This is a genomic window from Paenibacillus massiliensis subsp. panacisoli DSM 21345, assembly GCF_000426545.1.
Taxonomy (GTDB): domain Bacteria; phylum Bacillota; class Bacilli; order Paenibacillales; family Paenibacillaceae; genus Paenibacillus; species Paenibacillus panacisoli.
In genome coordinates this window covers 197360-211710 of the sequence record NZ_AUFO01000001.1, presented here as the reverse complement: position 1 = coordinate 211710, position 14351 = coordinate 197360, and the positions used below count along the sequence as shown (strand labels likewise).

Genomic DNA, 14351 nt, shown 5'->3' with positions numbered 1-14351 from the left:
CCTCCCCTTTTGTAATCGCATTCATTTACAACTAAATCATAATCCAATGTCCTCTGATGTCGTGAAGGAGAAAACAACTGTTCAGGGGAGAGAAAACCATCATTCTAATTGGTAGCCGGCGATGCGTATTTTGCACGAAAATCCGTAGGCGTCATCCCGGTATGGCGCTTGAATAGCTCCGTGAAATAAGGGCGATCCTCATACCCTAGCGAGCTGGCAATATCCTGTACCTGTAGCCCCTCCAGGACAAGCTCCTTAGCCCGTTCCATGCGTTGACTCGTAATATACTGAGCGAGAGTCATCCCCATCTCCTTTTTGAACAGATTGGAGAAATAGCTTGGACTTAAATGCACCACCTTGGCGCAATCCCCCACAGATAGATTCTGATGCAAATGGCTCCGTATATGTGAAATCGCCCGCTCCACAAGAATGCGGGAGTCACTAACCTGTCTCACCTTCAGATACTCGCAGCCCTGGCGGCACAATTCTCTGATCTGGCTACGTAGATCCTCGAAGGAGGTCGAATTATTCATGTCCGACAGCTTGCGATCCAGATCATTCTGTTCCTCCTCGGATACTTTCTCTGAGAATGCCCGATGGATCGAGTGGGCCAATTCCAGACAAAGTGTCTTCACATGAGCTGGATCAGGACGTGTCGGACAAGCGATCCATTCGTTCCATATCTGCTCCAGCTGCTCCTCTGCCTTTGGCAAATTGGAAGAACGTAGACAATAGAGGAGCTCCTTCTCCTTCTCATAGGAGTAACGAAGATGACCCGCTCTGCTCTCGGCCTCTTCCTCGAAGCAATAGACACTGTTGCCCCCGGTCAGGAAGGTATACGCCAGCGCCGTCACTGCCTGTCTGTAGGACATGGCGAGCTGGGATGTCTGCTTCACCTCCGTACCAACACCAATGGAAATGGTCTGATAGGTGTGGAGATGTACATTTTCACGGCAATGCTCTGCCAGTTGCTCCATCGTTAATGCCTCGCATGGATTCACCACGATCACAAGCTGGTTCACCTTCTCACGGAAGACAATGCCCTTCGTGTAGCGGAAGATGGTCTCTTCTATAATATTCTGCACAGCAAAGCGGATCAGCTCTACCTCGTTGACGGGCAGCTCGGCGGTACGATCTGCGAAGAAATCAATCTCAGCGACCATCACGCCAAAATCCTGATCCTTCATCGTAATCCCATAGAAATCCCATTGCTGCTGATGACGATCCTGCTGAATACCGTAGCGAATTGCAAGCCGCATGAATTCCTGTCTTAAGTACGGAAGACTTTCACGCAGCTTCTTCTCCATGCCTCGCATCTGCTCTACCTGACTGCGTTCTCGTTCGATAATTTCCTTAGCCTTCAGAACAGACTCCAGTACCTGCTCCTTCGTGAATGGCTTGACAATGAAATCGAAGGCTCCGAGCTTCACAGCTTCCTGTGCGTAAGCAAAGTCCGTGTAGCCGCTCAGGAAAATCAGCTTCAGGCCTGGTAACTCATCTTGTAGGCTACGCATCATTTCAAGTCCATCCAGAAACGGCATGCGAATATCCGTTAGCACAATATCCGGCTTCACCAGCCGGATCTGCTTCAAGCCTTCTTCACCGTTGCTGGCCGTCGCAGCTACCGTGATTCCATGCTCCTCCCACGGAATACGCTGGGATAACCCGCGCACCACCGTCGCTATATCATCAATAATGCAAATTTTGATTCGCTCATCAAATGTCATGATTCATCCTCACCTTCCAGTGGAATCAGCAAGGTAGCTACAGTAGCCTCGTAAGGTATGCTGGTGAAGTGGATCGCTGCTGCTTGTCCGTAATAGAGCATAATGCGGTTACGAATGTTGGACAGCGCATATCCTCCACTGCCACCTGCTTCTCTCAAGCTGGCATTAAGCTGGTCTGCATCCACGCCGATTCCATTGTCCGTTACTCTAATGATCAGAAAGGTCTCATCTGACGTGACTTCAATATGAATTTGTCCTTGCTCCCGTTTCTCCTTCAGACCATGCAGGATGGAATTCTCCACCAAGGGCTGGATGATAATCTTCAGCACTGGCTTGTTCAGCAGCTCAGGCGGGGCAGTAATGGTGTATTCGAACAAACCCTCGTAGCATTGCTGCTGCAGACTTAGATACTGACGCACATGCTCTAGCTCTTTATCCAGCGTGGTTATCTCCAGGCCATTATTCAGCCCCAGCCGGAACAGCTTGGACAAGGAGATCAGCATTTGCTTCACATCCTCATACTCATCCATTTCACACTTCCAGAAGATCGTATTGAGAGTGTTGTACAGGAAATGCGGATCAATCTGCGCCTGCAGCGCCTTGATCTCTGCCTTTCTTTTCTCCTTCTCCGTAGCCTTAACCTCTACAATCAGACCATTGATCCGGTCAAGCATCTCATTGAATTTCTGACCAGCCTCTGCAATTTCATCCTGGAAAGGGCTTTCAAATCTGGCGTTGAGATCCTCTTCCCCCACACGCTTCATCGTACGCTGCAGCTTCTGCAGGGGGGTAAGCAAAAGGCCGGATAGATAAGCGGCCAATAATAGCGTCAGTAGTGTACAGCCTGCTATAATCAACAACACCATCCATTGGATCGTACGGACAGGCTGCAGCAGTCCCTCCTTGGAAAGGTAGCTAATGAGCGCCCAATCTCTGGCGTAACTGGACTGGGCGTAGCTTACCAGCATAGTTCCTGCATCCGTATTATATTCAAATTCACCCGCAGGCTCCGCGCCAAGCTTGTCAACAAAAGAAGCCGATCGTGTCCAATCTGGACGATTCTGATCGCCAATGACGCTGGTGCCATCCTTTTTAATAAGCAAAAAGCGGGTGGAGCCATGATCGGCCCCTCCGCTAACGACTTTCTCCAGCATAGCTTCTTTTACATTAATGGTCAGAAATACATCCGGTACATAATTCTCGGTCAAGGGCTGAAGAATTAAGGAAATGACCCGATTTCCCCCTACGAACAGCTCATCCTGATGATACTCAATCCAAGGTGATGCCGGGTCCTCCTTAATCCGCTGATACAGGCTGGTAGATTCGAACGGTACCCCCGCCTTGCGCAGCTTACTATTGGAGTAAAAATCGCCATGAGGCGTACTGATCAGAATGGAATCAATCGTATTCTCCGTAAGCTCAGCCTGTGTGAACTGGCCTTGCAGCAGAGAGAAATTCACAAAATAGCGCTCTGTATTATTCGCCTGAATGTCACGGATCGTCTGTTTGAAGGTCTCACTCAGCATCATCGTAGATGAGGCGACAATGATCTGCTTGAGCTTCTGATCCAGCACATTCACGGATTGGCTGATGACATTTTTGTTGAGCTGCGATGCATTCCGCTCCATAGCTCGGGCTGCAATCATATATGCGCATATCCCCGTCAAGGCTACGCAAAACACCGTTAAAATCGTGAACGACACCCATATACGTTTCTTGAGCGAGGTTCGGTATAACCAGGCTTTGATCACAGCTTAACACCTCTTCACCGCAGATTCTGCCCGCTTGCTGTAGCGATTAGCCTTTGACAGAGCCTGCTGTCATCTGCATGAACGTTTTGTTCGCAGCGACATAGACCAGCAGCATAGGAAGAATGGACAAGCACGCTCCTGCCAGCATCAGCTGGGATTGCGCCGCATCGCCTACACCGTATTTCAGACTCGCGAGACCTACGGTCAGCGTCTGCAAGCCTGGCTGCGTCATCGTAAAGACCAATGGAAGAATGTACTCATTCCACGCTCCGCGGAAGGTCCATAGCGCTGTAACACCAATCGCAGGCACCAGCAGCGGCAATATGACTCTGTAATATACACTATAGAAGTTGCATCCGTCAATATAAGCAGCTTCATCCAGATCCTTCGGAATCGCCCGCACAAAACCGATGAGCATGAAGAAGGCTGTCGCGTGAGAACTGATCAGGATAATTATAACCGCCCATAATGATTTTTGCAGATTCAGAGCTACCATCAGGTCGAACTGCGGACGCAATACCACAGCACCGATGGAGATGAACAAGGTCGAGGATTGGAGAATGATATATAGACGCTTTCCGATAAAGTCCACCCTTGCTACGGCATAGGCCGCCATCGTACCGATCAGAATGGTGCCTGCCGTCGTGAAGAAGCTGATAAACATACTATTCCACGTAAACTGTGCAAAATTCGCCGAATTCCAAGCCTGCACATAGTTATCCCATTTCCATGCCTGTGGCAGCAGCGTAGAGCCAGTAGATAGCTCCAGATTGGACTTCAAGGAACCGAAGAACGCGAGCAGGATAGGAAACAGGGCAAAAACGGCTACCGCAATCAGGAAAATCCACAGGATAATATTCGCGACAAGCTTCCGCATTTTGCCAAGCTGTGCACTGGACTCCAGTTGCTGTTCAGTACGACCAGCGGATGGATTGGCTGTATTCATGGTAGATTCCCCCTTCATTAATAGACGTCATTTAATTTCTTGGAAATGTAGAAGTAGATCAATGTAATCACACCTACGATGACTGCTGTGGCGAAGCCGACGGCACTACCATAGCCGAATTGTTGAATGCTGGAGCTTCCACTGGAGATCGGGAAGAACAGCTTGTACAGATAGAGATACATAACCTCGGTACGTCCATAAGGTCCCCCCTCTGTGAGGACCATAATGCTCTCATAGCCCTTCAGAGAAACCGTAATAGCAAGCATAATGATCATTTGCAGCACAGGGCCCAGCATGGGCACAGTGATGCTCCACATTTTCCGGAACGGCCCTGCGCCATCAATGGAAGCAGCCTCATACAGATCCTCTGGAATATTCTGCAGACCTGCGATGAACAAGAGCATGTAGTTCCCGATCGCACCCCAGATCGCAATAATAATGGAAGTCAGCAGTGCATATTTAGGTCCAAGCCAATCGATGGGAGCGGATACAATTCCGTAATTCACCAGCAATTGGTTCACCATACCGTTGTAGGAGTTGAACACAACATAGAATACGATGGCCATAACCGAAGCACTGACTACGGTAGGTAAGAAGTAAATGGCCCGGAGCAGCTGTCTACCTTTCAGCGCACGGTTCAAGATGACCGCAAGTATGAAGGATACGGGGATTGTAATAATCAGCTTGCCTCCGGCATAGATGAAGGTGTTCAGTACAGCATGCCAGAACTCGGTATCTCTGAACAGACGTGCGAAATTGTCCAGACCGATGAACACAGGCTCGCCAAAGCCCTGATAATCATAGAACATGTACTTCAAAGCCCAGATGATGGGATAGACACCGAAGATCAATGTCAGGATCAGACTGGGAGCAATAAACGTCCAAGCATTCAGTTGGCGTTTGCTATGGTGCATGGGTGATTCCTCCTCATGGTCAACTCAATTTCCTTATCCTCATCATAAGAGCGACTTGTCAGAAGGAGTTATGGAGAATACCACTTGCCAAGGGGGAGAAATTCACTTTTTCAGTGTATTTGCCTTTTTTCAGTTGCTTTACCCCCTTTCCTCCTTATGTTTATCCATCCCTTATTATGTAAGACCCACGATATAATCAGATCAGAACCCTGCAACGAATTCTATAAAGGAGGTCAGAACCTTTCATGTCTTCCATACACAATCGTATTCCCAATGCTCCATTTGGCTGCTATGAAGAGTCAGAGCTGGAGTCCATTCGTACTCGTGTCCGTGCTTCGACATTCATGCAGCAGGAATACGAACGACAGGTATCTCTGTCCGAGCAATTCCTGCGGGCTGAGGAAGCCTCCTCCTTACAGGAGCTTGGGTCCTTCCGCACGGACCCGTTCGTGTTTCGAACACCGGCTGCTGCGTCCTACCTGCATATTGCCATTCAAATCGTCGGTCCAGGCACTGCACGAATTCGCGGTATTCAGCTCACTCATTCCGAGTGCGGACTTGCAGTAGACTTGGCATCCCCATATCTGGGTCAGGACCTGACAGGATGGCGAGCTTCTCTCCCTGAAGGGTCATTTATGCAGGCTGTTCCTTACCTATCTACAGAAGCCTTCGCGCAAACGTCAGGTATTACACCGTCAGGTGGAGCTACCGAGGTTGTAAAGACTAGCTGTCTCGAGTTAGTCAGCAACGGGCCAGAGCCGATTGTACTAGTATATGAACAGCCAGTGTCTATTCAAGGGGATCAATATTACAGTGTGCAGACAGCACTTAGCCTTCTTCCCCCAAGCTACGCTGGAGTTCAGGTCGAAGTATCGTTCACCAATGAACAGCATCAGCCCGTGGCTTCACCTATGCGCTCTCCCCTATTCCAGCGAAGCACCTGCACGAACTGGGCCTATCTCCTTGAGGCAGCTGGCGCAGACGCTAACCGCTATATGATGGAGGATGACCCCCGCCATGCCAGATCTAGCGCGGACAAGCTGCTCTACATGCTGGATGATATGCTGCAGGGGATGGAGATTTTCCGGGCAACAGGTTGGCACGATGACGATGTATACGGGGCCGTTCACATCGGGCGCGGGCTTGCTGTCATTTCCATTATCTATGGGCAGATTATGGGTGCAGACGTACTAGAGCAAGGGGAAAAGCTACGGATACAGGAATATCTGGGCTCCATAGCCACCATGATGATGGACACCCAATATTACCGATATGATCTGACCGAATTCCCGGATGAAAAAGGCGGCATGCGCAGCAACTGGAATGCGGATCGAGCTACAGGACTTGGAGTATATGCTCTAATGTTCCCGCAGGAGAAGGATTCCGAGACATATCTGGAGCACGCCCGAAAGGTCGTGGATTGGCAGCTTGAGCATGTAGTTGACGCTCGCGGAGCATGGCCTGAGAACATTCGTTATCATGGGGCCGTCTTGCACCGATATTTTCTATTCTTTGTCTTGTTGAAGCGGCTTCGAGGGATTGATTATTTTGGTAACGAGCGTGTACAGGATATGTACCGCTTCCTGATCGGCTCGGCTATTACCTTTGACCGTTCTGTCAAGGTAGGAGCGGATGAACATCCGAGTCCTCGCATCGTCACGCCAAGTGTTGGCGATGCGAATGTCCATGAGCAATGGTGGCGTCTGATGGCTTATGCTGCGCCGCAATATAGCGAGGTGAATCCTAGCCTTGCGGGTGAAATGATGTGGGCATGGCAGCACGGAGGCAGGGTTGTACGAGATAACGGTGCTTTCCCCTATCCACTTGCCGCTCTGCTCTATCCGCAGCCTGAGCTGCAGGCACAGGCTCCCACGCTGGGCTCGGACTACTATCCAGACATGGGCTATGTTATATTCCGAGACCAGACAGATGAGCCTGATAAGAGTCATTATCTGCTCTACGAGGCTTCACCCTTGACCTATCATGCCCATAACGATGAAGGACACTTCTCGATCTGGGCTGAGTCTGTGCCGCTGACACTGGATTCGGGAACTGGCGGATATTATAACGGAGATCGTCATTGGTATCTGTCGAGTAGCGCACACAATGTCGTACAGTTCACTGATGCAAATGGTATCCTGCAGAATGGACCATTACGTAGTACTTGCGATACGGTCTATTTCTCGGAGGAGCTGGATTACGTATCGAGCACAATTCCTGACGAGCTGGCCCGCTCTTATCGGCGGCATATAGCATGGGTCAAAGCGGACTGGCACGTCTACCTCATCTGGGACCAAATAGACAGCGACTATGATTCCGTATGGAATCTGCATACGCTCAGCGAGCATGCGGATCTGGCAGCCCAAAGAATTACGGCTTACGGTCTGCAGGGAATGTGTCTGGATACTATGATTGCATCCCCTCAAGCTCCTGTAATCACTAGTGATGTTGGTGCCATCGGCGGTGGGTATGAGCTGGGAGCTCAGCAACACTTCAGAGTGCATGGAACTGCGGGACAGGATTATATCACTTTGCTGCATCCGAGAAGGCAGGGTTCACCACCACTTGTGGTTAACGCTTTACATGATGTGACGCTGCCCGAAGGTATTCACATGTACCAGCTCCGTTCTCATGACGGACGAGAACTCGTATATGTGCTTAACGCCAGCAAGCTTGGACAAGAGGTTCCATTTGCACTCGAAGGGAAGTTCCGCCTGTTAACAGCTGAACGAGACCAACATGCCTTTGACAATCTCTATACAGCAGAGCGCAAGTTACCGATTGGAGTCAATCAAATTCATATTTTCTCAAAGGAGGATGTTCAATCATGAGTAATATTGGTGTATGGGAGCAAGCAGAGCCTGGGGTACAACGCAAAATACTGAAGGCCGGCAAGGACCTGATGATGATGGAGGTTCATTTTGAAAAAGGGGCTGAAGGCTACGAGCACAGTCATGTGCATGAGCAGATGAGCTACTGCCTGAAAGGAAGCTTCGTATTCCGGATCGACGGCAAGGAGTATGCCGTATCCCAAGGCGATAGCATCGTCATACCAAGTGAGGCCAAGCATGGAGTCACCTCCCTGGAGGAAGGTTCAGCACTCTTGGACGTGTTCACTCCTTTACGCGAGGATCTGCTGAAGCGCTAAGGCAATCGGTGGTGCATCGGTGACGCAGAGATAAGAACTAATACCATATGAAACAAAAACAAGAGACAACGCGTGTTCTTCTGACTGCAAACAAAGCTACCAATGCTACCAATGCAGGTGCTTTAAATCGTCATGAGTGAACGCTTGTCTCTTTTTTGCTGCATGCGGGTCAGCGATAGCTGCTTATTCAAACTTTTATTCGATAATTCATAGGACTTACATTCGACCATTCCTATGTTATTCGGTGTTGTCTTCTCCACCTATCTACTCACGTGGTAGCTTATCCACATATCGTCCGCGCAGCGCTGTCAGTCGCTCCAGATTGGTGAGCGCATGCTCCTTCTGCTTCAGTCCAACTGCTAGCACGAGCTGCTCCATCAGCAATAGCGGGGTCACCATAGAGTGGAACTCTCCGAGCTCTCCCCGACTTACATAAAAAGACAACGACACAGGCAGTCCATACAATAAGTCCTCGCGGTCAGTCACCAGCATCGCCCGACTGCCAGCTTCTCTAGCATAGTCAAGGATGACTTCCGCTTCAGGCAGTAGCCGGGTGAAGCACATGAGCAGCACCACATCCTCTTGGTTCATATGCATCAACGTCTCCAGCAATTCATGCCCACCTCCAAGGCGAATGATGCTCATACCGAAGCGGGACAAGCGGAAGGACAATAGCTCAGCGAGGCCAGCGGAGGGACCTGGCGCATAAATATATAATCTCCGTGCCTCGGTCAGAAGTGCTGCGGCCTGCTCCAGCTCTCCTTGCTTCATATGTGATAATGTATCCTGCAAATGCTGGATAGAAGTCTCCAGCATCTGTACAGGCAAGCTGTCTGTATCGAGTCGTGAGATGGTCTTGTTCAGCTTCAGTGCAGGGGTGGTATCTGCTGAGGTGCGCAGCCGGATTTTGAACGCCTTGGCGTTATCGTAACCAACTGCACGCCAGAAGCGGGATACCGTAGCAATACTGACACCCAGCCTGTCGGCGATCTCCTGCTCCGTCATGAACAGCAGCTCCTCCGGGTGACGTTCAATAAAGTCTGCAATCTTTAGATGTCCTGGGGATAATTGCTCCCTTTTTGCAAATAAATTCATTGGCTAAGTTCTCCTTTTCCTGCTGTGACTCCAGTATAACAGTTGTTCAGACAGAAAGTAGGTCGCCTATGTAATATTTTTTTCAATAAATTTTATACCTTGTAATAAAAATTACATTTGATTTACAAATGTCCTTCCTCCCGTTAATAATCCGCCTCTAGACTGTGGCTATAATCGTTAACTTTCAGAGGAGGCAAGTATCGATGAAGAAAATAACCGAGCGTTACACACTCACGTCCTCGCAAAAAATGATGGTGTTTGTACTGTCCATGTCACTGTACGGCTTGTCCAACATGTTCACAGAGCTGATCCCGAAGCTCCAGCTTGGCCCCATTGAATTGTCTGTCGAGTATTTCGCCTTCATTCCACTCACGCTATGTATTCTGTTCCATCCCATGATTGCGGCATTGGGAGCGGCTCTTGGAGAGGTGATCTTCGGTGAGCTGATGCTGGGTCAATTCGGCGGACTGGGTGAGCTGGAGAAATTCATTACCTTCTCCTTCGCCATGTACGTTGCTGGACGTATGGTCAGTGACCCTCGCAATCGCAGACAGGTAGGCATCGCGGCGATTACGGGCGTCATCATTCACCAATTCCTCAGCTCCCTGGTCGATATCGGCAAGGTATGGATCGGAGTCGAGGAGCTAGAAGCCGTGCCTGGACTAGCAGAGAGCGTAGTTGTTATTGAAGGTGTAGGCTTCCTGAATGACGTATTGTTCTCAGGCATCCTGTTCGCGTTACTGCCCACACTCTATCTTGTTCCTATGCTTTACGGCAAAATCGAGCCTCTGCTCGGCATCAAGCCACGGAATCCTGGTATGAAATACGAAGGGATTAGCATCTTCCGTCCGAAGCTGGTTCTGATTGGACTTGTGCTGTTTGCCCTGGCATTTGGCGCAGAATCCCTATCCGAGATGGATATCAACTTTGCGGCATGGGAGACAGACTATGCAGATTCCCTTGGCACCACTGCGATCTGGATCAGTCTAGGTGCAGCAGCATTAATTGCCGCCATCACGATGCTGATTATGCGGAGCAGACGCAGCAAGAACAAAGCCGTCAGCGACCTGGAGAACCCACCTTATGCCTAAAACCGAGCAAGCTATCTCGATTCAGCAGGTAACCTTTACTTATCCTGGCTCTGAGCAGCCTGTCCTGAACGAAGCCACTCTGGAGCTGGCACGCGGCAGCTTCACGGCGATTATCGGGGGCAACGGGTGCGGCAAATCAACGATGTGCAAGCTGTTTAACGGTCTGATTCCCCAGTTCTATACCGGGGATTTCTCCGGTGAGGTTCATGTACTGGGTACCTCTGCAGCAGGTCGGGCTGTAGCAGAGCTGAGCAAGAACATCGGCTACGTCTATCAGGATTTTGATAATCAGCTAGTACGGCCTACCGTGCTGGATGAAGCCTGCTTCGCACCATTGAATTATGGTCTTCCCCACTATAGGGGGCTAGGTGAAAGAGCCCTTGCGATGTGTGGTCTAACAGGACTTAATGAGCGGTATATCTGGGAGCTGAGCGGCGGGCAAAAGCATCTACTCGCCTTGGCCGGGGCATTGTCGATGGACCCGGATATTCTGATCGTGGATGAGCCTGTCTCTCAGCTAGACCCTCAGCATGCCAGACAGATCTATGAATGCTTGTCTCGCCTGCATCGTGATCATGGCAAGACCATTATTGTAATCGAGCATCATACGGAATTTATCGCTGATTTCTGCGAGGATGTCGTGCTCATGGAGCAAGGACGTGTCATGTGGAAGCTACCTGTCAGGGAAGGACTGAACCAAATTGATGATCTACAGCGGCTTGGGATTCAGCCTCCAGAGGTCACCCGTGCAGCTATAGCTGTCGCTGAATATTCGGCAAATAACACCTTAAAGCAGACTTCATTTACTTCCAAGGTGGAGATCTACGCTCCGAATACTGAGGCAGTTGAGGCAGCATTACAGACAGAGCGCACATCATCCGAAAAGCTGGCAGCCGAAGCCCTGCTTAAGACTTCAGCTCAGAAAGGAGAGCTGTACCCGGTGACCGTCGAGGAAGCGGCGATGTATTTTTCAACGCGATACCCGTCCACTCCCTCGGGAACAGATTATCATCACACCGAAGCGATTAATCCGGGGGCCGATGATGCAACAGCATCACCGCTCATGAGCAGGAGTTTACAGACCCCAACAGGCTTAAGGGCAACGAGGCAGATAAGTTCCCTGGAGCCCATGCCAGTAGACATGCCTACTGGCACACAAGCTTGTAGTCACGCTATCGCAACCACACCTGTCGTTGAATTCAGTCATACGAGACTAAGCTATAGAGGGCTCGGCAAGCAGGAGCACGAGGTTATTCGCGGGCTGAACCTCACTCTGTACGAAGGGGAGCGTATCGCGCTGGTCGGCAACAACGGTGCAGGCAAATCCTCGCTATTGAAGCTTATAGCAGGAATCAGCCTACCGCAATCCGGCAGTGTCAGCGTACTTGGTCAGATCACGAACCGATCTTCCTTGGAACGTCTCGCTGGTCAGGTAGCCTACATTTTCCAACAGCCTGGTGAAATGTTCATTGAAGACAGTGTGCAGAAGGAGGTCTCGCACTTCATGCGAGCACGTCGTATGCCGGATACAGGGCAGCACAGCCAGCATGTTCTGGAGCGCTTCCGGCTGGGTCCGTTGCAGGATCGAGATGCTCGTCTTCTGAGCGGAGGACAGCAACGGCGGGTGACACTTGCGATTGGTGCAGCAATGAGGCCCTCTCTGATGCTGCTTGATGAACCGACTGCCAATCTAGATATGGCTACCCGGGAGGAGCTGATTGCAACCTTGGCTGAGCTGGATCAGCATGTACGCACCACCATCATTGCTACACATGATATGCAGCTCGTTACTGAGTGGGCCACCCGTGTCATTGTTCTTCATCATGGTCAGGTTGAGGCAGATGGTCCACCAGCTGATATTTTCACCGATGTCGCCCTGCTTCGACGCTGCGGGCTTGCACTAACACAGATTATGGAGCTTTCGCACCGGATGGAGCTGCCTTCACTCTGTTCAACAACAGAGGATTTTGTGACCACTCTTCTCTCAAGGTCTCTCATAAAGGAGGATGCTCGCCATGCAGCTTGTCCGCAACTGGCTTGATAAAATAACCATTGAGCGCATTCAGCTGGAGCTGATGAATACCGTATACGGTAGTGGTCATGCCAGCCTGTCGCGTCTTGATCCACGAGTAATGCTCATCTGGTATCTGTTCTTCGGAATTGTACCCTGGTTCATCCATAACGGCACAGTGCTGCTCGGGATGTTCTTATTGATGGTGACGACCACCATTCTATCGCGAGCCGCTCCCTTCATTATTATCATTCTGTGTCTGGGCTTGGTAGGACAGGTCGGCTGGATGTTCATCATCTCGCTATTTTTCGGTGGAAATCTGGAATCGGCCATGCCTCTCCTGCTGCTGACTCTGAAGCTGTCTATTGTCTCACTGGCAAGTATCACCGTCTTCTCTGGTATGGACCCGGAACGGATCGGAGACGGGCTGCTCGCACTAGGAATGCCCGCTGCCTTTTCTTTCAGCCTGTCCTATGCGTATCGCATCCTGCCCGTGCTGTTCGGTGAATATCGCAATATCATGCTATCCTACAGACTGCGTGGACAGGTGCCTTCCCGACCGGGATGGCTATACTGGCGGCTTGCAGTGTATTATATGAGGCTGCTTATGGTCTCCTTCTTCCCTCTCATGCTGGCTACGGCCAAACGATCACGCACAACCGTAGAAGCTCTGGAGACTAGAGGGTTCTCCTATGGCATGAAGCATCCTGCTTCCACACGCCTCAAGCTGGCCCATTTAAAAATTACAGTACGTGACATAGCTTTCCTTAGCGGATCAGCTATATACGTCGGTATGCTTTTCTGGCTGGGCGGACAGATTAACATTTTATAATAAGGAGTGTCACAAATGCGCATTGATCTTCATACTCACGGCAAATTGTCCAAGAAATCCGATTTCTCGGCAGCCTATTTTACAGAAATGGTGGCTGAAGCCAAGGCCAGCAGACTAGACGCGCTCGCCCTGACCGAGCATTTTAATACCCGTAATTTCTATGATGTCTATGAGTCTTTGGATCGCCTCTATCCTTACAATGGGGAATATTATGAGGCAGAAGGTCTACGTATCTTTCCCGGCATGGAGGTAGATATTCAGGAGGTAGGACATATCTTGCTCATCGGGCAAAAAGAGCACATTCTGGCAGTTCGCAAGCTGCTGGAGCCTTATACAGCTAAAAACTCGTTCATCCCGTTCGCAGATCTACTGGATCTGGCGGAGGCTTGGCCGTTGCTCAAGATCGGTGCACATCCCTTCCGTAAATCCACCCCACTCTATTTACATGACCGCAGTCTGCTCGCTCGCCTGGATGCCTTTGACCTGAATGCCAAGGACATGTATGAATATGGAATTCAGCCTTGTCGTGAGCAGGTGGAGCAGTTCGCAGCGTCATTCAACAAGCCAGTTACAGCTGGCAGTGACACACATCAATGTCTGCAATACGGTAGCGTCTTTAATGTGCTCGAGCGTCCCTGCGCCTCTGTAGCTGAGCTCAAGGAATTAATTCTGACTCAGAAGTATCATATTGAGGTCTCTTCAGAGCTGCCCCTACGTGTCAAAGCCTCCGTTATGCTCAAGAAGCTGATGAAGCGTCTGGACAAGCTGGAAGCCGGGTCGGTAAAGGAAATGCAGGAAATATAGCACGCACAAAAAATGAGCCCGAAGGAATAACT

General features: G+C 50.2%; 11 protein-coding genes. 6 read left to right on the top strand and 5 right to left on the bottom strand.

The annotated features are described in order from the left end of the window. Positions 1-104 precede the first annotated feature (104 nt). From K331_RS0100900 to K331_RS0100885, 4 genes are read right to left on the bottom strand one after another with little or no spacing between them, the layout of a single operon-like run. Entirely contained in the window at positions 105-1727 is a 1623-nt protein-coding gene (locus K331_RS0100900) for a response regulator transcription factor (RefSeq protein WP_028588817.1), read from the bottom strand. Then, a complete protein-coding gene (locus tag K331_RS0100895; protein WP_156897599.1) occupies positions 1724-3478 on the bottom strand; it encodes a sensor histidine kinase in 1755 nt (584 codons plus the stop codon). Before K331_RS0100895 ends, K331_RS0100900 begins: the two co-directional genes overlap by 4 nt. A gap of 46 nt (positions 3479-3524) precedes the next feature. Further along, positions 3525-4424: a carbohydrate ABC transporter permease gene (locus K331_RS0100890; RefSeq protein ID WP_028588815.1), complete on the bottom strand. Its 900-nt coding sequence runs from the start codon at positions 4422-4424 to the stop codon at positions 3525-3527. A gap of 17 nt (positions 4425-4441) precedes the next feature. Next, positions 4442-5338, bottom strand: a complete 897-nt coding sequence (locus K331_RS0100885) for a carbohydrate ABC transporter permease (RefSeq protein ID WP_018886825.1) — start codon at positions 5336-5338, stop codon at positions 4442-4444. A 245-nt stretch (positions 5339-5583) separates the two neighbouring features. On the opposite strand from K331_RS0100885, the gene K331_RS0100880 reads away from it, so the two are divergent. Continuing rightward, on the top strand, positions 5584-8169 hold the full coding sequence (locus K331_RS0100880) for a heparinase II/III domain-containing protein (protein ID WP_028588814.1): 2586 nt from the start codon (positions 5584-5586) through the stop codon (positions 8167-8169). Beyond that, entirely contained in the window at positions 8166-8486 is a 321-nt protein-coding gene (locus K331_RS0100875) for a cupin domain-containing protein (protein ID WP_018886823.1), read from the top strand. The genes K331_RS0100880 and K331_RS0100875 overlap by 4 nt, the downstream gene beginning before the upstream one ends. 264 nt (positions 8487-8750) lie before the next feature. Here the strand turns inward: K331_RS0100875 and K331_RS0100870 are convergent, their stop codons facing one another. After that, a complete protein-coding gene (locus tag K331_RS0100870) occupies positions 8751-9581 on the bottom strand; it encodes a MurR/RpiR family transcriptional regulator (protein WP_028588813.1) in 831 nt (276 codons plus the stop codon). Positions 9582-9784: 203 nt separating this feature from the next. Here K331_RS0100870 and K331_RS0100865 point away from each other — a divergent pair, with 203 nt between their 5' ends. Genes K331_RS0100865 through K331_RS0100850 form a run of 4 tightly spaced genes read left to right on the top strand, consistent with a single transcriptional unit; the run spans position 9785 to position 14319 of the window. Further along, entirely contained in the window at positions 9785-10672 is an 888-nt protein-coding gene (locus tag K331_RS0100865; protein ID WP_028588812.1) for a hypothetical protein, read from the top strand. Then, entirely contained in the window at positions 10665-12713 is a 2049-nt protein-coding gene (locus tag K331_RS0100860; protein WP_028588811.1) for an ABC transporter ATP-binding protein, read from the top strand. Before K331_RS0100865 ends, K331_RS0100860 begins: the two co-directional genes overlap by 8 nt. Beyond that, positions 12688-13515 (top strand): energy-coupling factor transporter transmembrane component T family protein, encoded by an 828-nt coding sequence (locus K331_RS0100855; RefSeq protein ID WP_028588810.1) that lies wholly within the window; start codon positions 12688-12690, stop codon positions 13513-13515. Before K331_RS0100860 ends, K331_RS0100855 begins: the two co-directional genes overlap by 26 nt. 15 nt (positions 13516-13530) lie before the next feature. Further along, entirely contained in the window at positions 13531-14319 is a 789-nt protein-coding gene (locus K331_RS0100850) for a PHP domain-containing protein (RefSeq protein WP_028588809.1), read from the top strand. Positions 14320-14351: the final 32 nt, after the last annotated feature.

Excerpts from the sequence above, each read along its gene's own strand:
- K331_RS0100890 (WP_028588815.1), bottom strand. The coding sequence starts at position 4,424 with ATGAATACAGCCAATCCATCCGCTGGTCGTACTGAACAGCAACTGGAG.
- K331_RS0100865 (WP_028588812.1), top strand. The coding sequence starts at position 9,785 with ATGAAGAAAATAACCGAGCGTTACACACTCACGTCCTCGCAAAAAATG.
- K331_RS0100870 (WP_028588813.1), bottom strand. The coding sequence starts at position 9,581 with ATGAATTTATTTGCAAAAAGGGAGCAATTATCCCCAGGACATCTAAAG.
- K331_RS0100860 (WP_028588811.1), top strand. The coding sequence starts at position 10,665 with ATGCCTAAAACCGAGCAAGCTATCTCGATTCAGCAGGTAACCTTTACT.
- K331_RS0100850 (WP_028588809.1), top strand. The coding sequence starts at position 13,531 with ATGCGCATTGATCTTCATACTCACGGCAAATTGTCCAAGAAATCCGAT.
- K331_RS0100855 (WP_028588810.1), top strand. The coding sequence starts at position 12,688 with ATGCAGCTTGTCCGCAACTGGCTTGATAAAATAACCATTGAGCGCATT.
- K331_RS0100900 (WP_028588817.1), bottom strand. The coding sequence starts at position 1,727 with ATGACATTTGATGAGCGAATCAAAATTTGCATTATTGATGATATAGCG.
- K331_RS0100875 (WP_018886823.1), top strand. The coding sequence starts at position 8,166 with ATGAGTAATATTGGTGTATGGGAGCAAGCAGAGCCTGGGGTACAACGC.
- K331_RS0100885 (WP_018886825.1), bottom strand. The coding sequence starts at position 5,338 with ATGCACCATAGCAAACGCCAACTGAATGCTTGGACGTTTATTGCTCCC.
- K331_RS0100880 (WP_028588814.1), top strand. The coding sequence starts at position 5,584 with ATGTCTTCCATACACAATCGTATTCCCAATGCTCCATTTGGCTGCTAT.